This is a genomic window from Streptomyces sp. CC53 (genome assembly GCF_001865245.1).
In the GTDB taxonomy this organism is placed as follows: Bacteria; Actinomycetota; Actinomycetes; order Streptomycetales; family Streptomycetaceae; genus Streptomyces.
Window position 1 is genome coordinate 1 of sequence record NZ_MKXB01000036.1, and the last position, 19,781, is coordinate 19,781.

Genomic DNA, 19,781 nt, shown 5'->3' on the forward strand with positions numbered 1-19,781 from the left:
GTACGGACGGCCGGCCCCCCGCCGACCCGCGGCCTTCCGCGCCGTTCGGCCCGTCCCGCGTACGGGAGGCCGGGCCGCCCGACGGCCTGCGGCCCTCCACTGCCGTCCCGTCGGCCGGTGCACCGGCACCGGCCGGAGCCGCCCCCGCGCGCACCGGGACACCTGCCTCAGGCCGCGCCCTTCTCCGCGGGCGGTACCGGTGTCCGGCCGAGGCGCCGGATGGCGGGGACGCAGAGCATCGCGGCGAGGAGGAGCACGGACACGGCCGAGGAGAACAACAGCACCCGGTCGGCGCCGAACGCCGCTGCCGCCGGGCCCGCCAGGGCGCGGCCCACCGGGATGACCATGATGGAGCCGGCCACGTCGTACGCCGACACGCGGCTCAGCACGGCCACCGGGATGTGGGACTGGACGCTGGTCGCCCACATCACGCCCCAGAAGGCGAAGCCGCAGCCGGCCAGGACGCCGGTGACCGCGGTGGCGGTGAAGGACCAGCCGAGTGCGGGCGCCAGCGGGTTGAGCGCGAAGAAGAACATGGCGCAGGCCCCGGCCACGAGCGGTCGGCGGGGCCGTACCCGCATGCCGAGCAGTCCGCCGATGATGGTGCCGGCGCCGTCGGCGGAGGCGATCCAGCCGTAACCGGCGGCGCCGTGCTGTTCGGTGAGCAGCGCCGCGCCGAGCGGCAGGGCCGGGCCGAACACGAACAGGCCGTACACCGCCCACAGGGAGATGACGCCCCAGAGCCAGGACCTGGCGCGGAACTCGTGCCAGCCCACGGCGAGCCGGCTCCACAGGGGCGCGTCGCTCTCGTCGCGTGCGGTGGCGAGGCTCCGCAGCGGCAGCAGGCCGAGGGCGCTGGCGGCGTAGGCGGCCGCGATGACCACGTAGGAGCCGGCCACCTGCCAGTAGGCGACGAGGAAGCCGGCGAGGCCCGGACCGAGGAGGGCGCTCATGGCCTCCGCCACCCGCAGCAGGGCGTTGGCCCGCTGGATGTCCTCGGCGACCTGCGGCACGATGCTCGCCAGGCCGGGCTGGAACATCGCGGTCGCCGCGCCGCTGACGGCCATCAGCGCCATGATCTGCCAGAGCGGCACCCCGGAGCCGCCGCCCCACAGGAGGGCGGCCATGGCGAGCATGGCCAGCATCCGCACCACGTCGGCGCCGATCATCATCAGCTGCGGCGTGAACCGGTCCGCGAGCACCCCGCCGACCAGCACGAGCAGGACGATCGGCGCCATCCAGGCGGCGAGGGCGTAGCCGACGCCGCCGGCTCCGTGGCCCGCGCCGAGCACGGCGGTGGTGAGGGAGACCATCAGCATGCCGTCGGCGAGGAGCGAGGTGCTGCGGGCGGTGAAGAACAGCCGGAACCGCCGGGAGCGCCAGGGGCTGGGCGGGGTGCCGGGGGTGGGCGGCGCGGTCGTGGGACCCGCTTCGTCGTGCGTCGTCATGTCGTGTCGGCCGCTTCCCGGCCGGTCCCTTCCGTGAGTGTCCGCTGCCGGAGCCATGCGCCGGTCCGGTCCGTTTCCGCGGGCGGGTCCGCGACGATCACGTACCGCCGGGGTGCCAGCACGCCGGGGTGGCCTGGGAGGGCCGCCATCAGCGCGGCGTGGGCCCTGGCCGGGGTGAGCGGCTCCGCGCCGGAGGGGAGGTACGCGACGAGGCCGGCGTCCGGGTCGGCCGTGACGTGGACGGGCCGGCCGTCCAGGGCGCGGCTCAGGGTGTCCGCCACGGCGGCGGGCGAGACCCAGCAGCCGTCCACCCGGGTCCATTCGGCGCCGCGTGCGGCGGGCAGGACGCCGGTCACCTCCGTGAGGGAGGCGAGGGGCACGTCCTTGTCGGCGGCCGCCTCCAGGAGGTGGACGAGTCCGGTGGCGAGGTCCTCCGCCCGGTCCCGTGGGAAGAGGGCGGGGTCGGCCCAGGTGGCGAGGCGCAGCACGGGGGCCGTCTCGTGGACGAAGGTGAGGAGGCGGCTGGGCAGCGTCTGGGCGGGGCCCCAGGCCAGTTCGAGGTCCGGTGCGGCCGTGTCCGGTGGCGCGGCGCCGGCGAGGGTGGCCGGCAGGGCGCTGATGTCGTTGAAGACGACGTCGCGCGCGAAGTGGCTGCCGCGTTCCCGGGTGGTCTTCCCGATCATGTCCCAGAGGCGTTGCGCGTCGAACCGGCTGTGCCGGTAGGCGTTGAGGGTTGCTCCCCACGCGGTGCGCAGCAGGGCGTCGAAGGTGGGCACCCTGGTGTCGAGGGCGAGCAGGGCGTCCTGGGAGAGCGGGGCGATGGTGCGGGCGAGGCGGGACCGGAAGCGGTTGGACGTCGGGAGGGCCACGACGCAGACCGGTTGCCCCGCCCGGTGGGCGACGAGGGCGCACCAGGCGGTGAGGAGCACGGTGGACGGCAGGGCGCCGGTGCGTTCGGCGGTGCGGGCCAGGGCGTGGGCGCCGCGCCGGGAGCGGAGGGTGAGGCAGGGCGCGTGGGTCTCGGTGCCGTGCGCCGCGGGCTCGGCGAACATCGCCTGCGGGCCGGTGCGGAGGATCCGCTGCCAGTGCCTCAGCGACGCCTCGGACATCCTGGTCCCCGCCGGTCCCGCTTCCTCTGCCGCCAGGGCGAGCGGGGTGACGGCGACGTCCGGGAGTGCACCGCCCGCGAGGAGGGCGAGCCACTCCTCCCGGAGGAGGGCGAGCGCGCTGCCGTCGGTGGCGGCGTGGCAGGCGGCGAGGGCGAGCCACAGGGGCGTGCCGCGCCGGGTGACGAGGACGGCGCGGAGCGGGAAGTCGTGGTCCAGGCGGAAGGGGGTCCGGCGGGCCTCCCGGGCCAGTTCCTCGGCGTACCGTGCGTCGTCGGTGGGGAGTTCGTCGTGGTCGAGGACGGTGACGGTGAAGTGGGCGGCGGGGGCGACCCGTTGTTCGCGCGGGGCGGTGCCGGCGGGATGGGGGAAGGTGGTCCGCAGCGCGTCGTGCCGTACGGCGAGGGCGCGGAGCGCGTCCAGGACGTCCTGTGTGGTCGCGTCGGAGGGGACGGGCCACACGTCGTGGATGTTCATCTGGTCGGGTTCGTCGCGGAGGATGCAGCGGATCATGTTGGCCTGGCCCAGGGTGACGGGGCCGCGGCGCTCGTGCCCGCCCGCCTCGGCGCGGACGGTGGAGGTGGTCCGGGTGACCCGTACGGGAGTGTGCCCGGCCTGCTCGGTCAGTGCGGCCCAGGCGTCGACGAGGACCGCGAAGTCCGCCATGTCGCTGCGTGCTGCGGCGAGGAGCCGGTCGCGGTGGGCGGCGAAGAGGTCGGCGGCGTCGGCGTACCGGCCGCCGAGCGCACGGTAGGAGCGGTCGAGGACGGCGAGGCGTGCGGCGCTGCCGGCCGGGTCGGTGTCCGCGCTCTCCCGGGCGAACGCGGCGACGGCGCCGGGACGGAGGCGGCCGTCGGCGTCGAGGAGCGCGTCGCCGGCCGCCGCGGTGCGCGCGTACACGTGGGCGAAGTGGGGCACGGACAGCAGGAACTTGGCGAAGCGCCACTGGTACGCGAGGAAGCCGGCGTCGGAACGGCGGTTCTCCGTGTGGTAGTTGACGATGTGCCGGTTGTGGAGGACGCCGGGCAGCCGGGCGTCGTGGACGAGGTGGAGGAGGAAGTAGTCGCTGCCGATGGTGTCGGTGGCCGGCGGGAGCGGCACCCGCCCGTACACGGAGCGGTCGAGGGCGATGTTGCACATGTCGACGCGGTCGGCGCCGACGTGGGTGAGGGTGGTGCGGTCCTCGGTGGAGGGGGTGGCCCCGGCGCCGCGGAACGCGCGCTCGATCAGGCCGCGGCGCCACACGTCCGGCACCCCGTCGGGCAGGGACAGGCCGACGACCTCGCGGTACAGGGCGGGGTCGAGCCGCTCCATCTCCGCCAGGTCCACGGACATCGCTCCGGTGAAGGACCCGCCGACCAGGGCGACCGGCCGGTCGGCGCACGCGGGGTCGAGGCGGCTGCGGGTCACGAGTCCGGCCACCTCCGAGGCCGGGCGGCCGAGGGCGGTGAGTTCGTGGTGCAGGGGGAAGACCGGCGTGCCGCCCCGGTCGGGGTAGCGGCTGTCGGAGTCGCGGCGGTGGACGGACGTGCACCCGAGGGCCTCGGCGAGGAGGAAGGCGCGGTTGGTGCAGGCGCCGTAGGAGACGGCGGACGGCAGCATGAGGTCGAGGACCCGCTCGGGTTCCGGTACCGCTGCGCGGGCGATGACCGCGCGCAGGAAGGCGCGCTGGTCGTCCTCGTCGAGGTGGTGGACGACCACTCCGGGGGCCGGGGGGAGGTCCGCGACGGCCGCGCGGTGCCGGGCGCGGTCGGGTGCGTCGGAGGAGTCGAGGATCAGCAGCCGCACCTCGACCCCGAAGTGCCGGGCTCCGTGGGCGGCTTCCTCCGCGACGGCCGCGATGGTCGGCGCGCAGGCGCGGTGCGTGGGGAGGGTCAGGCAGACGCGGCGCACACCGTCTCCCCGCTGCGCTGCCCGCCCGGACCCGCGTGCGGCTCCGGGGCGTCCTGCCAGGAGGCCAGTCCGAGCAGCCGGCTGCCGAGCGCGGTGAGCTCCGCCGTGGGGTAGCGCTGGGACTCGTGCTGGACGGGGTCGCCGACCAGGGTGCGGTTCCACCGCGGGGTGCGCAGGTGGCGCCAGGATGCGACGCGGGAGCGCCGCAGCCGCTCGTGCTCCTCCAGGGCGGGCATCATCGACAGGTACTGGACGGCGCGTACGCCGTTCTGGGAGGTGTTGCGGGCCACGCCGTGGGCCAGGAGACCGTTCCAGATGAGCAGGTCGCCGGGGTACAGGTCGGGCCGTACGACGGGGAACTCCTCGCGGTCCAGGGCGGGGCGGAGCGGGTCGCGGTCCGCGGGCTGGCCGGTCTTCCACTGCTCGAAGCGACGGAAGAGTTCGGGGCAGCACTGGAAGCCGCCGGTCTCCGGGCGGGTGTCGTTCAGGGCGATGATGCCCTGGACGCGCTGCGGCGGGACACCCAGGACGGTGTCGATGTCCCAGTGGAGTTCGATGTCGAAGCCCCGCTCGGTGGGCTCGATCAGGGCGCGGTCACGGTTGCGGACGTTGGGCGGGTTGAGGTTGAGGCGGTCCAGCGTCACCCACAGCTCTTCGCAGTCCCAGACGTCCACGAACGCGTCGTACACGCGCTGGGTCTGGCGGCTGTCCCAGAGCAGCTGGTGGTGGTACGCCTCCACGAAGCCGTAGACGTGGAGCTGCCGGTCCAGTTGGTGGCGGAAGGGCCGGTCCTCGTACCAGGTGTCCGGCCGGTCCGGGTCGAGGCCCTGGAACTGCCAGGTGAAGTCGAGCAGGCGGCGGGCGGCGTCCGGGGTGATGGCCTCGCGCACGATCACGTAGCCGTACGTCTGCCAGTGCGCGAAGTCGTCCTCGGAGAGGACCCGCAGGGGGCGGGACTTGGTGAGCTCCCGCAGGGTGGTCTCGGCGAGGTAGGACTCGCCGTCGGCGCTGAAGTACGGGCGGTCCGAGGCTGCGCGGTGGAGGTACGGGCGGCGGCGAGGGCCGGGGGCGGGGGTGGTCATGGGGCCCTTTCGGACGGGGTGCTCGGACGGGTGGCCGGTGGCACGGGCCGACGGCGGAGCGGTGCGGGCACGCCCCGTGGCAGCAGAATTGGTGTAGACCATGTGCGCTGTCAAGCCCCCGCCCACTTCCCGGCACCTGAAAGGACCCTCGGCCAACTGCACCGCGCCGCACCCACCTTGGTGCACCAGATGGTCATCTGATTGGTCTAGACATCCGGCGGTCGGCTGGCATAGCGTCCGCGGTGCGGCTTCGACCCCGCGAGCCGCGTCGGCCGCGCACCGCCGGTGCACGCCCCGCGCGGGGACCGCGCCCGCACGGCGCACCCGCAGACGCGGCCTTCAGGCGGCCTCACGCAACCGATCCACCATGCCCAGAGGGGACGGGTTTCCTTGAGCACTCCCAGCGCCACCGCCCTGCCGGACGGCGTCCTGAGAAGTCCCGGCGCGGGCCTGGTCACGCTGGACCCGGTCCGCACGTCCCTGCTCCGCGGGCTCGACGAGCTGCTCGGCGGTCTCGCCGCGCGACTCGCCGCTCCGGAGGTGGTGGGCCCGCCGCTGCTGCCCGCGGCGGGCCTCGCCCGCCTCGACTACTTCAGCAACTTCCCCCACCTCGGCGTGGCGGCGGGCCGTTTCCCGCCGGAGGCACTCGACGGGCTCGCGGCCGGCGCCGCCCCGGCGGACCTGCCGCTGGAGCCCACCGGGTACCTCCTGCCGTCCGCCACCTGCTACGGACTGCTGCTGTCCCTGGAGGACCGGGACCTCGGCGACGAGGGGCTGCTGCTGTCCGCGTCGGGCCGCTGCTTCCGCAACGAGACCCACTACGACGGGCTGCGCCGCCTGTGGGGCTTCCACATGCGGGAGGTCCTGTACGTCGGCACCAGGCAGGGCGCACTCGACCATCTGGCCCGGGGCGCGGAGTTCATCGAGCAGGCCGCCGGGCGACTCGGCCTCACCCTGACCCGGGCGGCGGCCGACGACCCGTTCTACGACCGGGGCGGCTCCCGTGCCCGGCTGGCGGCACTCGACCCCGTCAAGCACGAGTTCAGCGCGCCCGACGGCACGGCCATCGCGTCCGTCAACCGTCACCGCAACTTCTTCGGTGAACGGCTCGGCATCCGGGCGGGCGCCCACGGCCCCGCCTACAGCGCCTGCGTCGCCTTCGGCCTGGAACGCTGGGTGCACGCCATGATCCTCACCCACGGCGGTCCCCGGCAGGCGCTGGACCGCCTGCGCGCAGCCGCCTGACCGCACCCGCCCGAGACGAGAGGAGGGCAACCGCCCCATGGAACGTGTCGCCGCCTGGCTCCGTGAGAAGAACCCGGGCCTCGACGGCCCGATAGACAGCGACGAGGACCTCATCGAGGCCCGGCTCGTCGACTCCATGGACTTCCTGGAGTTCGTCGACCTCCTGGAGGAGATCAGCGGCCGCTCCATCGACCTGGAGGACGTCACCATCGACGACTTCCGCACGCTCGCCCGCGTCCAGGAGCGCTTCCTGAGCACCGCCGGGTGACCAGCACCGGCGCGGCGGCGCCCGCGGCGGCCACGGTCGCGGGGACGGCGGGCGCAGGGACGGCGGTCCCGGACACGGTGGACGCGGAAGCGGCACTCACCTCGCTCGCGGCGACGGCGGACGAGGCCACGGGTACGCCCGCCGCCGTCTGGGCAACGGCCCGCGCGGAGGCGGCAGCCGCGGCGGACCCGGTCGCGGAGGCCGCCGTCGCGGCGGTCGCGACCACCGCGGAGGTGCTCTCGCGCCCCGACCTCACCGCGGACATGCTCGCACCGTGGGAGCTCCACCGCCTGGCACGGATCCGGATCCCGGCGCGCCGCGACGACGTGCTCGCCTCGCGCCTGCTGCTCCGGCTGTGCGTCGCCCGCTGCACGGGCCGGCCACCGGGCGCGACGGTGCTCGCCCAGCACTGCGCCGACTGTGACCGGTACGGCCACGGCCGCCCGTACCTGCCGGGCCTCCCGGCCGTCCGCGTCAGCCTCAGCCACGCCGACGGCGTGGTCGCGGCGGCGGCCGGACCGGGCCCGCTCGGCATCGACGTCGAGCCCCGCACCCGCCGCCCCGGCCCGCTGCCGGTGCTGCGCCGCCTGCTCCCCGACGCCGACCGGCACGACGGCGAGGACCTGCTGCGGGCCTGGGTGCGCCGGGAGGCCCTGGTCAAGGCAGGGCGGGCGGACGGAGATCGGGCCGGTCTCCACCTGCGGGAGTGGACGGACCCCGCCCGCGCGGCCGTCGCCGCCCTGGCGAGCCAGGACCCGTGCCCCGTGCTCACCACCGTGTGGCCCCTCCCCGCACCGCCGGGTGCCAGGCCCCTGGCAGCGGACGGGACCGTCCTCTCGTCGGCCCCCCGGTCAGGCGCTGTCGCCGCTTCATGACGGTCTCCGGTGCCGAGGAGCCGTCCCGGTCGTGGGGCACGGCACTCTCCGCCGGTCCGGTTGCGGCGTCGACTCGGCCGCGGAGGGGTCGGAGCCCGCGCCCGCGACCTCGTCAGCCCAACGCAGGGATGATCTCTGCGCCGTACGCGTCGATGACGGCCTCCTTCGCGTCGTGCATGTCGTAGACGGCGAACTGGTCGACGCCCAGGTCCTTGAGGTGGCGCAGCTTGTCGACGTGGGCCTCGGCGGGGCCGAGGAGGCAGAAGCGGTCGACGATCTCGTCGGGGACGAAGTCGGTGGAGGGGTTCCCCGCGCGGCCGTGGTGGCTGTAGTCGTAGCCCTGCCGGTCCTTGATGTACGCGGTGAGGGCCTCCGGGACCAGGCCGGAGTGCTCGCCGTAGCGGGCGACGAGGTCGGCGACGTGGTTGCCGACCATGCCGCCGAACCAGCGGCACTGGTCGCGGGCGTGGGCCAGCGCGGCCGGTGAGTCGTCGGCGGTGACGTACGCGGGTGCCGCGACGCAGACGGTGACCGACGCGGGGTCGCGGCCGGCGTCGGCGGCTGCCTGGCGGACGGCCTTGACCATCCACTCGGTCAGGAACGGGTCGGCGAGCTGGAGGATGAACCCGTCCGCCTTCCGCCCGGTCAGGGCGAGCGCCTTCGGCCCGTACGCGGCCATCCACACCGGCAGGCGGCCGTCGCGGATCCACGGGATGCGGACGGGTTCACCGTCCACCTCCGCCTCGCGGCCCTCGGCCAGGTCGCGGATCACGTCGATGGCCTCGCCGAGGCGGGCCAGGGTGTTGGGCCGGCGGCCGGCGACGCGCATCGCGGAGTCGCCGCGGCCGATGCCGCACACGGTGCGGTTGCCGTACATGTCGTTGAGGGTGGCGAAGGTGGAGGCGGTGACCTCCCACGTGCGGGTGCCGGGGTTCGTCACCATGGGGCCGACGTGCAGCCTGGGGGTGTGGGCGAGGATCTGGCTGTAGATGACGAACGGCTCCTGCCACAGCACGGCGGAGTCGAACGTCCAGCCGTAGCGGAAGCCGTTGCGTTCCGCGCGCTTCATCAGGCTGACCACCCGGGAGGCCGGGGGGTCGGTCTGCAGGACGAGTCCGAAGTCCATGAGGTTCCCTCAGTCCAGGTACTGGCAGGTGGAGCGCGGCGTGTAGACGCCGTGCCCGGGGCGGCCGGTGTAGGTGCGGCGGTCGATGACGACCCGGCCGCGGGAGAGGACGGTCTCGACCTGACCGGTGACGGTCCTGCCCTCGTACGCCGAGTAGTCGACGTTCATGTGGTGCGTGGCCGCGGACAGGGTCTGCCGGGCGTCGGGGTCGTAGATGACGAGGTCGGCGTCGGCGCCCGGCGCGATGGTGCCCTTCTTCGGGTAGAGCCCGAACATGCGGGCCGGGGTCGCGCAGGCGATCTCGATCCAGCGGCGGCGGCTGATGTGGCCGTCGACCACGGCCTGGTGGAGCAGGTCCATGCGGTTCTCCACGCCCGGAAGCCCGTTGGGGATCTTGGAGAAGTCGCCGCGGCCCAGTTCCTTCTGGCCCTTGAAGCAGAACGGGCAGTGGTCGGTGGACACCACCTGGAGGTCGTTGGTCCGCAGGCCCCGCCACAGCGCCGCCTGGTGCTCCCGCGGCCGCAGCGGTGTGCTGCACACGTACTTCGCGCCCTCGAAACCGGGCTCGGCGAGGTTGTCGGTCGACAGGAACAGGTACTGCGGGCAGGTCTCCCCGAACACCGGCAGGCCCTTGTCCCGGGCGGCGGCCAGCTCCGCGACGGCTTCCTCCGCCGACACGTGCACCACGTACAGCGGCGCCCCGGCCACGCGGGCGAGCTGGATGGCGCGGTGCGTGGCCTCGGCTTCGAGGAGGACCTTGCGGACCTCGCCGTGGTGGCGGGGGTCCGTCTCTCCGCGGGCGAGGGCCTGTTCGACGAGGACGTCGATGGCGATGCCGTTCTCGGCGTGCATCATGACCAGCCCGCCGTTGAGGGAGGACCGCTGCATGGCGCGCAGGATGCGGCCGTCGTCGCTGTAGAAGACCCCCGGGTACGCCATGAACAGTTTGACGTTCCTTCCGCCACCCCCTCACACGTCGTCTCGTCATCGTCGCAGGTCACGGGCGGTTCCGGCAGGGTTGCAAGGGCCGGATCGAACGTACCGGTGATGTCGAGGTCAGGAAGGATGTACAGCGGCGGCACCGGCGTTCCTTCATAGTCACCCAGCTCGCGCACCGCGGCTGCCCAGGAGCCGTCCTTCAGATACCCCAGGACCCGCTGGTAGACGCTGTTGGGCCGGTGGCCCTGCAGAACCTCCTCGGGCAGGTCCTTCCACTGCAACCCATGGCGCACCTTGTAGAGGGACGCCTCGAACGCCACCCGGGGCGGAACGATGCGGGTCTTCTTCTTGGGGACCGGAAAACACGCTTCAACACGCTGCCACTCATCGTCCGTCAGCTCCGGAGGTACGAGCAGCCCTTGCTCCTGGAACCATCCCTCGAAGGGGCAACCAGCGTTTCGCAGCATTCCGGGAACGTGGCTGGTAACGCGAACTTCGATGTCGACAAGATCAAGCAGATCCAACCTCTCGGCGAATTCCAGAGCATCGAGTCGGGGAGTCACATCAAGTGCCTGCTCGATAACCTCGTGAACTCGCTCTTCCCGCTGCTCAACCTCCAAGAGGCGTTCAGCCGCTTCCGCCCTCAGATCACGAAGCCGGCGCTCCTTACTCTGAAGCTCATCCTTCACCTCTGCGATGGACGCCTTGATCTCCAATTCCGTCTCGGCGTCGTCGCTTTCATCCGCAGCCAGAACTTCGGCCAAGGCGACGAGCTTCTTCTTCCGCATGCGCTGGCTTCGCTCCAGCTCCTCGTCGAGAGCGGCAAGGCGCTCCTCGTACTTCTGCGCTTCACCGGGCACGTCCCCAAGCCACTCTTCAGCGAGGGCCCTCAGCTTCTCCGGGTCCCCCAGCGTGCGCACCACCTCACGCCACACCACGTCCTCCAAGGGCGAGGCCAGGATCTCCTGGCAGTCACAGGGCGGATCGGAACGGCGCCCGGTGCACCGGTAGGAGGTTCTGTCTCGCGCTGCGCGATGGGCCCCGACATAGTGGGCACCACACAGTGCGGTGACACGTCGCGACAGCAGATAGTCCTTGTGATTCTCCTTGGTGAACGAACGCCTGGCGAGCGCCTTCCTCACCTCTCGGACGCGAGAGGCCGGCAGCGGCACTGGTACGGGTATGCGAACAGTCTCTCCATAGAGCGGCTTGCCATCGGGACCAAGGCGCACCGAGCCTCGTCCGCTCTCGACGTTGCGGTAGATGATGTATCCGTCCAACGCCGTCTGCATCCACGTCCGGATGAGGTTCGCACCTGTCCAAGGGAGCCCCCGCGCGGTCTCGTAACCCAACGCGTTGAGCGCTGTGGCCGCTTCTTCAGCACGGAGCAACTCGTCAGCCAAGAGCCGGGCCGAGACTTCGAGGAAGCGAACTCCATGCTCACGGAGAGTGGGGGGCCCGCTCACACCCTTCTTCGGGAGCTCCAGCCAGAAGGGAGCGACACCTCCAGGCCATCCGCCCTGCGCGAGCTTCTTCTCCCGCCCTCCCATCGTTCGGTCGAGGATCATGGCATGCTCCAGCTCGGCCATATATGCCAGAAGGCTGAGCTGGATACCGAACATGTCGTCTTCGCTGTCGATCCGGCCGTCCGCCGTCGCAACGCGCACCTTGACCCCGCCGGCCACTTCGATGTCCGTGGTGTCGTAGACCCAGCGGTGAATGTCGCGCATGGTCCGGCCGATACGATCGAGTTTCCCGAAAACCACGAGGTCGTAGCGCAGGGCCGCGAGGTCTGCGTTCAGGGCATCGAGGTCCGGCCTGTGCGCCAGCTTTCCCGAGATGCCACCGTCGGTGTAGACCTCGTAGACGTACGAGCCCTTTCCCAGCTTGTAGTCCAGCCAGGCGATGCACTCGTCGAGCTGAACCTGAAGCCCGTATCCCTTGAGCTGCTTGACCGTGGAGACGCGCAAGTAGATGGCGACGCGGATCTTCCCCGATCGCCTAGGCAGCGCAGCCCTACGCATTCCCGCATTCCCCCCATCTCTTGCACCGGGCGGCCTGCACCAGCCTGCAGACACGCCTCAAGACCCGGCCCCACCCCACGGGAGGCACTGCCTATCGCGAACACCCACCCTGCCGCCGGACATCGGGCCCGAACAGCACCGCAGCAAGACGCCGCCTTTCAGCCGCACTGAAGGCGCGGGGTCTCCAATGCACCCTGACTGACGTGCCGCGGCCGGCAGCGTGGGTTCGCTTCTCGTTCGCCATGGAAGTTCCTCGGTTCACGGCGCAGAGCGGCGCCTCAACTTGAGGCCGTCCCTACGTGCGGTCTCGACTAACGCGAGTGCCGCCTTGGCAGAGCGTCGGCCTCCTGGAACCGGTAGCCCGCCTCATCCGACGGGCCGCCCCGGGTTCCCGCCGACTCCACCGCCAGGTGCTGTCAGCGCGAACACGATCCATGGTCTACAGAATCGCCGGTTTACCTAACCGGCGATTCGGTGGTATATATGCCGCCCGCTCCTGGAGTGGTGTAGCTGCCAAGCGTCGAAGCCCGTCCCCGCACCGACCGGAAAGCCCCCCGCAACAACACTCTGTGCAGTGGCGACTACGGGACCGCGTGCGTCGAGATCCAAACCGAGCCACCCCCACGTAACCTCCTCTTCCGCCGCTCCTCCTTCCCTGCGGGCCTCGCGCGGTGTCTCTTCGTGGGACGTTGAAGGTTGACATGCATTTAGGGAAGGTTCCAGCCGTAGACCGGAATCTCATTTCTGCCGTACGCGAATAAGGCAGACGGTGACTGTGATGGCTAAAGCGCCGGGAATTTGGAGCGTTCCCCACGGCAAAGATCGGCCCTGCGCGCGGCTCGACGTGCCAACGCCATGCTGATCCCAGCGTCGTTCTGCCGAACGAGGTCCCCGGGCATTGGACGGAGGTGAGGCTCAGACGGCGGCCGTGACCGAGGTCAGCTGGCCCTGCCGGGGTAGCTGACACGCATCAGACGGTCGTACTCCGCGGCCGGCTCCAGACCGAACGCGGCACGCCGGGCATCAAGTCCTGCCTGATCCGTCACGGCGTAAGGGCGCAGGTTTCCCCCGTCCGCGTCCTGCGTGTACTGGGTCCCGTACACCTGGGGCTCGCCGGCGGCGACCAGAACGCGGTCGGTGAGGTAGGCGAGGTGACGGGGCGGGGCGTCTCCGACAGCGACGGCATCCTGAAGGCGACGGAGGATCTGTCGCTGGAAGTCGGGATCCCGGTCCGCGTGCTGCGCGAGGAGCCACGCCTCGTCGGCCCCGCGCTCACCGACGAGCGCGATACCCGGCCAACCGCGCCGGAGGACGACCTCCTTGAGCCAATGGGTGTTGTCGGCGTCGATCCGGACAAGGTCCTGCCCGTCGCCGGTCTCCAAGAGGCGACAGCGGGCGGCCTGGTCCTGTTCGGCGCGGCGGTGAAGCTCGGCGGCAAGAGCATGGTCCATCGGCTGATGCCCCTTCCATCGACAGCTCTCCGTCATCTGTGCAATGCGCAGAGAAGGCGGCCATGATGCTCCCGGCGGCCCCGCCCCGGCATCGATCAATGCTCGGCGGCCTTCACACCCGATGTGTCAGGTATACCCCTAAATATCCTGGCGGAGACCTGCTGCCGGCCGGGGTGGGCACCTACTTCCCGCTCGGGGGGCCGCGTCGCAGTCTGCGGCCTCCCCGTCATCGCCAGCCAGAAGACGACTGAGCCCGCCTCGTCCCACCATCAACTGGCGGGCGGCTCTATGGCTCAGGGCGAGCCGTCAAATCAGCGTGGTCAGGGCCGCACGCGGCCACCGACCGAGCCAAAAGGCTACGGCAGATGAGTCCTGTCCTTCGGTGGAGCCGTCGTGGAGCAGGTACTCGGTAGGGGCGATGTATCCCTCCCCGGGACTGAGGCGGATGCGGATGACCTGGATGGGATGGCCGGCAGCCACATGGGTGCGGTAGTCGTCGGTGTGGGGGTACCGGCTGGTGTAGTCGTTGGGGTGGACTGCGTGGCAGACGGCCTGGGCGTCGAGGGCTCCCAGGATGATGTAACGAGTTCCGGGGCCGAGGTTTAGGGCGAGGCGCCGTCGGCCGAGCGGCTTTTGCTCGTAGGCGAGTTTGTCCCAGTTGTCTAGGTGGAGGCCGATGAGGCGGCCGTCCTGGTAGTTGTCGGTGGTGGTGAGCATGTCGGGCTTCGCAAGGGCCTGGCCGATGTACTGGGCCTGGTCGTCACCGAGGGGCCGCGCGAGGTCGTCGAGGCGATCGTGTGCGGGCACGGGCGGGCGGACGATCTCGACGAGCGTGTTCGCCGGCGTCTCGGGCGGCGGGGTGAACGCGTGACCGGCGGTGTCGGGCAGGGGGCGCCAGGGGCCGGAGGGGATCACGGCCCCTGGCTCGTAGGCGGCTTCGGTGTCGGACGCCGTGCTGACGGTGGCTATGTCGCAGCGCTCGCGGAGGGCGTCGAGGTTATGGAAGGCGATGTGAAGGGGCACGTGGCTCTCCGGGCTCAATCGTCTCCGACGGTGATGTCGAGTTCGTTCACCAGGGCCTGGATGAGGTCGTGCTGCTGGCTGGTGTCGATGCGAACCTTGGCGAGGTTGGCGACCCCGCGCACGGTGGAGAGGTCGTTGCCGCGCAGGTCGGTATCGCGGTAGCGGCCTGGGCCGAACTCGGTGAGCCGGAGCGTGCACTCGGAGAAGGCCACGGCGGAAAGGTCGCAGTCAGTGAACATGGCCTCGGTGAGGACGCAGCCGGCGAAGGCGACGGGGCCGGTGGCCCGAACCTTCGCGAAGGTCGTGTAGTCGAGCTTGCAGTTCTCGAACAGCACGTCGTCCAGGACAAGGCCGTCCAGAGTCGCGCCGAGGAGCCTGGTGTCCCGGATGACGACGCGGGTCAGCTTGCTCTCGCTCCAGCGCGCCGCGCCGAGGTCGCTGCCGGTGATCTCGACGCCGTGCAGGTTCAGGGACTCGAACTCGACGCGCTGTGCGCGGACGCCGTGGATGCGGCCGGTGACGAGCTGGGTGTCGGCGAGTTCGAGGGAGCGGAGGTCCGCGTCGCCGAAGGCGAAGTCCTGGACGGCACCGCGAGGGTTGTCCAGCGTGTCGACGCGAGTGAGGTAAAGGCCCGGCTCGTCGAGGTCGGGCGTGGTGACGGTGGCGGTGCCGAACGTACGGGTACTCATGGTGCTCCTTGGTGGTGCTCCGGGGCGGCCCGGTTCGTCGGGCCGCCCCGGGGTCGGCGTGGGCTAGGACTTCTTGCTCCAGTCGTCCCAGGTGGGACGGTTGTCGAACGCGGGTGTGGGGTTGTCCCACGTGGGGCGGTTATCGAAGGTGGCGAGCGGGCGGGGGTGGGTGGCGTCCAGGAGGCCCTGGAAGCCCTGGGCCGAGTTCATCACGAGGTCAGTGGCCGTGGGCGGAAGCATGGCGTGCGACTCCTTCGAGTAGGGCGATCTTGGCGGTGGTGCAGTACCGGGTCCGGGTCCCGTCGAACCGGCCGTCGTGCTCGAAGTACCGGTTGGCCGGGTGGGCTCCTCCGCAGAAGGCGAAGAAGGGGCAGGTGGCGCGGCAGGCGTCCACGCCCTTCCAGAACTCGGTGATCCAGGGGGTGCGCTTCTCGGCTTCGGCCACGAGGACGTCGAGGCCGTCGCGAAGGACGTTGCCGGTGGTGAAGTCGCCGAACCGCTCGTCGGTGAAGCCGGCCAGCTCGGGCGAGAGCATGACCACGCCGCCGTCGTAGGCGATGGTGGGCAGGGGGTCCCACGGCATGCTCGCGGGCTCCGACGCCGTTGCGTGGCCGTGAAGAACGGCGCTGGCGAAGTTCATTACCCTCGTGATCTCCCGCAGCTGTACGACGGGGTTGCTCCTCCAGGCGTCGGCGAGGGCGGCCCAGAACTCGGCAGAGCGGGCGGGGTCGACCTTGGGCTCGTGGTGGTTGACGCCCTCGGTCTCTTCGACGTTGACGCCGAGATTCGTGACGCCGAGCTCGGCGAAGAACTCGTAGAAGCGGGCCGCGTCCGCGGGGTCGGGGTCGGAGACGACGGCGATGGCGGAGAACGCGATGCCGTGCCGGCGGAGGCGTTCGATACCTCGCATCGCGACGTGGAACCCGGGGTGGCCGGCAAGCGTGACGCGATGGACGTTTATGTCCTCGGGGCCGTCGATGCTGACGCCCACGTGCACCTCGTGCTCACGCAGGAACTCGCACCACGTGTCGTCGAGTAGGGCGGCGTTCGTCTGGACGGAGTGCTTCACGCCCTGGAAGGGGGCCATGAGGGCGGCCAGGTGCTCGCGGCCGGTGGCCAGCGGCTCACCGCCGTGCCAGACGACCTCGAACGCGGGGTCGTCAGCCGCCCACCGGTTGACGGACTTCGCGGCGGCCTGGGCGACGGAGGCGGGCATCAGGTGCTTCGTCTTCCGGAACGGCAGGTAGCAGTAGGTGCAGTCCATCGGCATGCACTGCGTGGTGGGCTGCATGATCACCGCACGCGGTCTGGGGGCAAGACGGGACCTGCTGGGCATCGTGCTCCTCTCGATCGGGTTCGAGCGGGCTGAGTCAGGAGACGGGCTGGATGTTGTCCGCCGCCGTGGTCCACTCGATGCCCGACGCGGGCCGGATGTGCGCAACCCGTACAGTCCGGCCTCAGTACTCCTCGTGGACGATCGCAGTCAGTGTCCCCTCGCCTCGGCTGGCGATGTCGCGCACCGTCTTGCCCAACCAGGGGTGGCGACCCTCGTGGAAGAACGACGTCACGCCGCTCGGCGGCGCGCCGAGGGCAGTCGGCTGGGATTCGTGCGGTGGCGCGGGGCGAGGGAGGGGCGTCGCGGGCAACGGCTTCTCCTCATGGTGTGCGGCACGGGGCGTGGCAACGGCCAGTGCGTGGAGGGAGCTGTCCAGACAGTGCGTCGGTCTCTGAACGATGACCACGCTAAGGAGGCGCCGGAGCTGGCCTCAACGAAGTTGCCACTTCTTGCCGAGGCTCACCCCAGGGCGTCGATCGCGGACAGGATGAGGGAGCGGGCTTTGGCACCGTGGACCGCGATGCTCGCGAGGTTGGTGAAGGCGCGGGTGTAGTCGGCGATCTCGCTCGGCTGGGTGATCCGGAGGTAGCCGGACGTCAGCTCGACGGCGACCTCGGCCTCGTCGAACATGTAGAAGTCCTCCGCCGGCAGGTGCGCGCGGCCGGCACCGAGCGGGATGATGCCGATGCTGACGAAGGAACGGGCGCTGACCGACATCAGCCGGTCGAGCTGCGCGGCCATCGCTTCGGTGTTGCAGACGGCGGCCCGCAGGACGTACTCCTCGATGAGCAGCCCGAAGCGGTGCCGACCACTGAGCAGAGCTTTCTGTCGCTCCATCCTGGCCTGCACAGCTTCGTCAACATCGTCCACGTCGACACGGTCACGCTGGATCGAGCGCAGTACGGCGGCGGTGTACTCGCGAGTCTGCACCATCCCCGGCAGCACCCTGCTCGCGTAGACGCGGAAGAGGCGGGTGCGCTCGTAGAGGGCGGCGACGGAGTCCTGTGCGGCACGGAGCCCAGTGCGCTCCATCCGGCGCCACTCGGTGTACATCGAGTCGACCGCGCGGGCCGCAGCGATGAGGTCGGGAATCTGGTCCTCGGCTCCGCAGGCGGTGCACCAGATCCTGATGTCCGACTCGGACGGTGCCCTGGATGCGCTCTGGATGCGGCTGGTCTTCGAGGGGCCCCACCCGCACCGGGCCGACAGCTCGTCGCCGGTCAGGCCGGCCTCGCTACGGATGTCCTTGAGGCGGCGCGCGAGGGCTTTGCGTGCTTCGACGACGCTGGACGACGGAGACGACATGCTGGAGTCCGGTGAGGGTGGGAAGGTGCTGGCTAGACCGCGAACTCCTCGTGCGGGATGGCCCGCTCCCAGACGGCCTCGAACGAGGCGGCAACCGCCTTGACCGTGGCCGGGTCCTCGTTGAAATCGTGTCCCGCCCACTCGCCGTCTCCGGTGAACCAGTGGAACAGCACGAGGCGGTCGTCGATCAGCCAGAGGTCGTTGCCGGGCAGCATGAGGTCGGAAGCCAGCCGGCGCGGCAACCAGCGGACCGTCTCGCCGGCCGCGATGTTGTGCGGACCGGTGAGCGAGTGCTCCCAGCGGATGTAGTCGGTCACCGGTTCGGAGACGATCCGGGCCCGCCGCAGGATCACCCCCCGCGCGACGGTCTCCTCAACCAGAGCGTCCCACTCTCCGTACCCATCCGGGAGGTCGATCTGACGGCCCTCCCGCCATGCGTCGAACACCGGATCCGCCATGTACGAGTCGCGCATCTCCAGGTGAACCGCCGAGCGCTCAGCGCTCCTCAACAGGGCCGTGAAGTCCGGTACTACCGGCACGTCGTTCTGCGGCATCGCACGCCTCCCTCAGAAACGGAATCATCCGTGCCGGGATACGCACGACGCCCTCGTGGTCGGGTACGCCGGCAGGGTGTCCCGGCACCCACTCCGTCTTGTCGATCTTCGACATCATCTCCAGGTCCGGAAGCCAGCCCTGGATGACGACCTCGTCTGTCTCGTCCTCGACCCACACCGTCGGCGAGCCGCCGTGCGGTGAATCCGGGTCCTTCCCGACGAACTGTAGAGCCACGATTCCTCCCAGCAGCAAGCCAGTTGCCAACTCTTGCGCAGGCTTCCGCTGCGGGAGGACGAGGTCAAGACCAAGTGACGGGAATGACGCGATAACGCTCCGAGGCCCCTACGAGCTCCGCAGTCGGTCCGACGGCAACCGAGCGACAGAGGTCCAGGCGGGAACGCTAGAGGATGTTCCAGAGGAGCTGGCTGTCACGCCTTCTGAGCCCATCGACTCGTCGCTGGATCTCGCTCAAAGACTCGGGAGCATGTCGGACTTTACGGGCATTAGTTGTGATCATGCGCAGTTCGCGAATATCACGCAACACCAGGTAGTTCGCGCTCTTCGTGACGTCCCACCCGTAGGCGTCTGCGAACGCTTGGTAGTGGGCTTGACCGTAGCCGAACCGCCGGCAGTGAACTTCTACTGTGACGAGGTCCCATTCCGGCTGGCCTTGGGCGACTGTGTCCCAGTCGCACAGCACCGCGGATCCGTCGGTGGTGTGCAGCGCGTTTCGGTGCTGTGGATCGCCCTGTATCAGCCCGGGGGGAAGCGCGAGGTGGACATCCCGCAGTTCCTCTTCGAGTCGGTCTGCCTCCTCCTCCATGTATCGGATGGCTGCGGCAGGGAGACATGTGATCGCGGTCAGTGAGCGGCGGATCGCACGGATGTTGTCGTGCTCGGCAAGGGCGACCGGAGGTGGAGGCAGCGAGTGGAGCGCCTTGAGGGGCCCGGCCAGCTGCCCGGCTGCCACCGGGTGTTCAGGCTGTGGCAGGTAGGTCCAGAAGGTGACAGCGTGCCCATCGACGATCAGCGGCTGACCGCAAGGGTGAAGTGGGACGGTAGGAAAGCCCGCTTCGATGAGCCAGCGCACGAAGGTAATTGTGCGCGCGACGCTCTCGACGTCCGTTCCCTTCCGAGCGATCTTGGCCACCACCTGCTCCTTCTCCAGGAGGAGAACCGCGTTGGTGTGACCGCGCAGGAGACGCGCATCATGACTGTCGAGGCCAGCCTTCGTACAGGCCCGCTCTAGTACCCGGTACATCTCGAACTCGTCGAACCCACCCGGGGCCGGCGTGATTGTCATGTCGCACAGGCTTACCGACAAGAGCCCGTCCTGTCACATCCGGCCTGGCGGAAGATCGATGATCTCAAGAAGCTCGCGCGCCGCCCGGCCTGTCCGTATCGCCAGCGGAAGGC

At 70.7% G+C, this 19,781-nt stretch carries 17 protein-coding genes and 2 pseudogenes; 3 read left to right on the forward strand and 16 right to left on the reverse strand.

From position 1 onward, the window contains the following. Positions 1–167 precede the first annotated feature (167 nt). The 4 genes and pseudogenes from BJP40_RS03115 to BJP40_RS03125 all read right to left on the reverse strand — a co-directional run bounded on the left by BJP40_RS03115 (position 168) and on the right by BJP40_RS03125 (position 5,529). A complete protein-coding gene (locus tag BJP40_RS03115; protein WP_071278393.1) occupies positions 168–1,448 on the reverse strand; it encodes an MFS transporter in 1,281 nt (426 codons plus the stop codon). Then, the gene (locus BJP40_RS32640) at positions 1,445–3,181 is read right to left on the reverse strand and encodes a condensation domain-containing protein (protein WP_071278550.1); all 1,737 of its coding nucleotides are present in this window, start codon (positions 3,179–3,181) and stop codon (positions 1,445–1,447) included. The genes BJP40_RS03115 and BJP40_RS32640 overlap by 4 nt, the downstream gene beginning before the upstream one ends. A gap of 30 nt (positions 3,182–3,211) precedes the next feature. After that, positions 3,212–4,447 (reverse strand): annotated as a pseudogene (locus BJP40_RS35135) (DUF6271 family protein); the annotation flags it as partial. Further along, on the reverse strand, positions 4,429–5,529 hold the full coding sequence (locus BJP40_RS03125) for a phytanoyl-CoA dioxygenase family protein (RefSeq protein ID WP_071278395.1): 1,101 nt from the start codon (positions 5,527–5,529) through the stop codon (positions 4,429–4,431). The gene BJP40_RS03125 and the pseudogene BJP40_RS35135, both read right to left, overlap by 19 nt. A 390-nt stretch (positions 5,530–5,919) precedes the next feature. Between BJP40_RS03125 and BJP40_RS03130 the strand changes: the two genes are divergently transcribed. The 3 genes from BJP40_RS03130 to BJP40_RS35140 are packed head-to-tail and all read left to right on the forward strand — an operon-like array spanning position 5,920 to position 7,917. Next, positions 5,920–6,774 (forward strand): hypothetical protein, encoded by an 855-nt coding sequence (locus tag BJP40_RS03130; RefSeq protein ID WP_071278397.1) that lies wholly within the window; start codon positions 5,920–5,922, stop codon positions 6,772–6,774. A 37-nt stretch (positions 6,775–6,811) separates the two neighbouring features. Next, on the forward strand, positions 6,812–7,042 hold the full coding sequence (locus BJP40_RS03135; RefSeq protein ID WP_071265812.1) for an acetyl xylan esterase: 231 nt from the start codon (positions 6,812–6,814) through the stop codon (positions 7,040–7,042). Further along, positions 7,039–7,917: a 4'-phosphopantetheinyl transferase superfamily protein gene (locus tag BJP40_RS35140; RefSeq protein WP_226962372.1), complete on the forward strand. Its 879-nt coding sequence runs from the start codon at positions 7,039–7,041 to the stop codon at positions 7,915–7,917. The genes BJP40_RS03135 and BJP40_RS35140 overlap by 4 nt, the downstream gene beginning before the upstream one ends. Positions 7,918–8,029: 112 nt before the next feature. Here the strand turns inward: BJP40_RS35140 and BJP40_RS03145 are convergent, their stop codons facing one another. From BJP40_RS03145 to BJP40_RS03200, 12 genes and pseudogenes are all read right to left on the reverse strand, one after another. Further along, positions 8,030–9,043 (reverse strand): TIGR03842 family LLM class F420-dependent oxidoreductase, encoded by a 1,014-nt coding sequence (locus BJP40_RS03145; protein WP_071278399.1) that lies wholly within the window; start codon positions 9,041–9,043, stop codon positions 8,030–8,032. 9 nt (positions 9,044–9,052) lie between these two features. Continuing rightward, a pseudogene (locus BJP40_RS03150) lies at positions 9,053–10,006 on the reverse strand (amidohydrolase family protein); the annotation flags it as partial. Further along, the gene (locus BJP40_RS03155) at positions 9,895–12,006 is read right to left on the reverse strand and encodes a recombinase family protein (RefSeq protein ID WP_071278401.1); all 2,112 of its coding nucleotides are present in this window, start codon (positions 12,004–12,006) and stop codon (positions 9,895–9,897) included. The pseudogene BJP40_RS03150 and the gene BJP40_RS03155, both read right to left, overlap by 112 nt. A 938-nt stretch (positions 12,007–12,944) precedes the next feature. Then, complete coding sequence (locus BJP40_RS03160; RefSeq protein WP_071278403.1) at positions 12,945–13,457, reverse strand: DUF6624 domain-containing protein; 513 nt, start codon at positions 13,455–13,457, stop codon at positions 12,945–12,947. A gap of 306 nt (positions 13,458–13,763) precedes the next feature. Continuing rightward, positions 13,764–14,480 carry a hypothetical protein gene (locus BJP40_RS03165; protein ID WP_071278405.1) on the reverse strand — a complete coding sequence of 239 codons (717 nt, stop codon included), beginning with the start codon at positions 14,478–14,480 and terminating at the stop codon, positions 13,764–13,766. Between the two features lie 14 nt (positions 14,481–14,494). Beyond that, the gene (locus BJP40_RS03170; protein ID WP_071278406.1) at positions 14,495–15,169 is read right to left on the reverse strand and encodes a pentapeptide repeat-containing protein; all 675 of its coding nucleotides are present in this window, start codon (positions 15,167–15,169) and stop codon (positions 14,495–14,497) included. A 63-nt stretch (positions 15,170–15,232) separates the two neighbouring features. Next, the gene (amcA, locus tag BJP40_RS33915; RefSeq protein ID WP_177204287.1) at positions 15,233–15,409 is read right to left on the reverse strand and encodes a multiple cyclophane-containing RiPP AmcA; all 177 of its coding nucleotides are present in this window, start codon (positions 15,407–15,409) and stop codon (positions 15,233–15,235) included. After that, positions 15,387–16,460 carry a cyclophane-forming radical SAM peptide maturase AmcB gene (amcB, locus tag BJP40_RS03175; RefSeq protein ID WP_256220624.1) on the reverse strand — a complete coding sequence of 358 codons (1,074 nt, stop codon included), beginning with the start codon at positions 16,458–16,460 and terminating at the stop codon, positions 15,387–15,389. The genes amcA and amcB overlap by 23 nt, the downstream gene beginning before the upstream one ends. Before the next feature lie 504 nt (positions 16,461–16,964). Next, entirely contained in the window at positions 16,965–17,810 is an 846-nt protein-coding gene (locus BJP40_RS03185; RefSeq protein WP_071278412.1) for a helix-turn-helix transcriptional regulator, read from the reverse strand. A 32-nt stretch (positions 17,811–17,842) separates the two neighbouring features. Further along, entirely contained in the window at positions 17,843–18,364 is a 522-nt protein-coding gene (locus BJP40_RS03190) for a DUF6879 family protein (RefSeq protein ID WP_071278414.1), read from the reverse strand. Further along, positions 18,306–18,599, reverse strand: a complete 294-nt coding sequence (locus BJP40_RS03195) for a hypothetical protein (protein WP_071278416.1) — start codon at positions 18,597–18,599, stop codon at positions 18,306–18,308. The genes BJP40_RS03190 and BJP40_RS03195 overlap by 59 nt, the downstream gene beginning before the upstream one ends. A 166-nt stretch (positions 18,600–18,765) precedes the next feature. Next, on the reverse strand, positions 18,766–19,668 hold the full coding sequence (locus BJP40_RS03200; RefSeq protein WP_071278552.1) for a phosphotransferase: 903 nt from the start codon (positions 19,666–19,668) through the stop codon (positions 18,766–18,768). Positions 19,669–19,781 lie beyond the last annotated feature (113 nt).

Excerpts from the sequence above, each read along its gene's own strand:
- amcA (WP_177204287.1), bottom strand. The coding sequence starts at position 15,409 with ATGCTTCCGCCCACGGCCACTGACCTCGTGATGAACTCGGCCCAGGGC.
- BJP40_RS03155 (WP_071278401.1), bottom strand. The coding sequence starts at position 12,006 with ATGCGTAGGGCTGCGCTGCCTAGGCGATCGGGGAAGATCCGCGTCGCC.
- BJP40_RS03125 (WP_071278395.1), bottom strand. The coding sequence starts at position 5,529 with ATGACCACCCCCGCCCCCGGCCCTCGCCGCCGCCCGTACCTCCACCGC.
- BJP40_RS03185 (WP_071278412.1), bottom strand. The coding sequence starts at position 17,810 with ATGTCGTCTCCGTCGTCCAGCGTCGTCGAAGCACGCAAAGCCCTCGCG.
- BJP40_RS03115 (WP_071278393.1), bottom strand. The coding sequence starts at position 1,448 with ATGACGACGCACGACGAAGCGGGTCCCACGACCGCGCCGCCCACCCCC.
- amcB (WP_256220624.1), bottom strand. The coding sequence starts at position 16,460 with ATGCAGCCCACCACGCAGTGCATGCCGATGGACTGCACCTACTGCTAC.
- BJP40_RS03145 (WP_071278399.1), bottom strand. The coding sequence starts at position 9,043 with ATGGACTTCGGACTCGTCCTGCAGACCGACCCCCCGGCCTCCCGGGTG.
- BJP40_RS03135 (WP_071265812.1), top strand. The coding sequence starts at position 6,812 with ATGGAACGTGTCGCCGCCTGGCTCCGTGAGAAGAACCCGGGCCTCGAC.
- BJP40_RS03170 (WP_071278406.1), bottom strand. The coding sequence starts at position 15,169 with ATGAGTACCCGTACGTTCGGCACCGCCACCGTCACCACGCCCGACCTC.
- BJP40_RS03160 (WP_071278403.1), bottom strand. The coding sequence starts at position 13,457 with ATGGACCATGCTCTTGCCGCCGAGCTTCACCGCCGCGCCGAACAGGAC.
- BJP40_RS03190 (WP_071278414.1), bottom strand. The coding sequence starts at position 18,364 with ATGCCGCAGAACGACGTGCCGGTAGTACCGGACTTCACGGCCCTGTTG.
- BJP40_RS03200 (WP_071278552.1), bottom strand. The coding sequence starts at position 19,668 with ATGACAATCACGCCGGCCCCGGGTGGGTTCGACGAGTTCGAGATGTAC.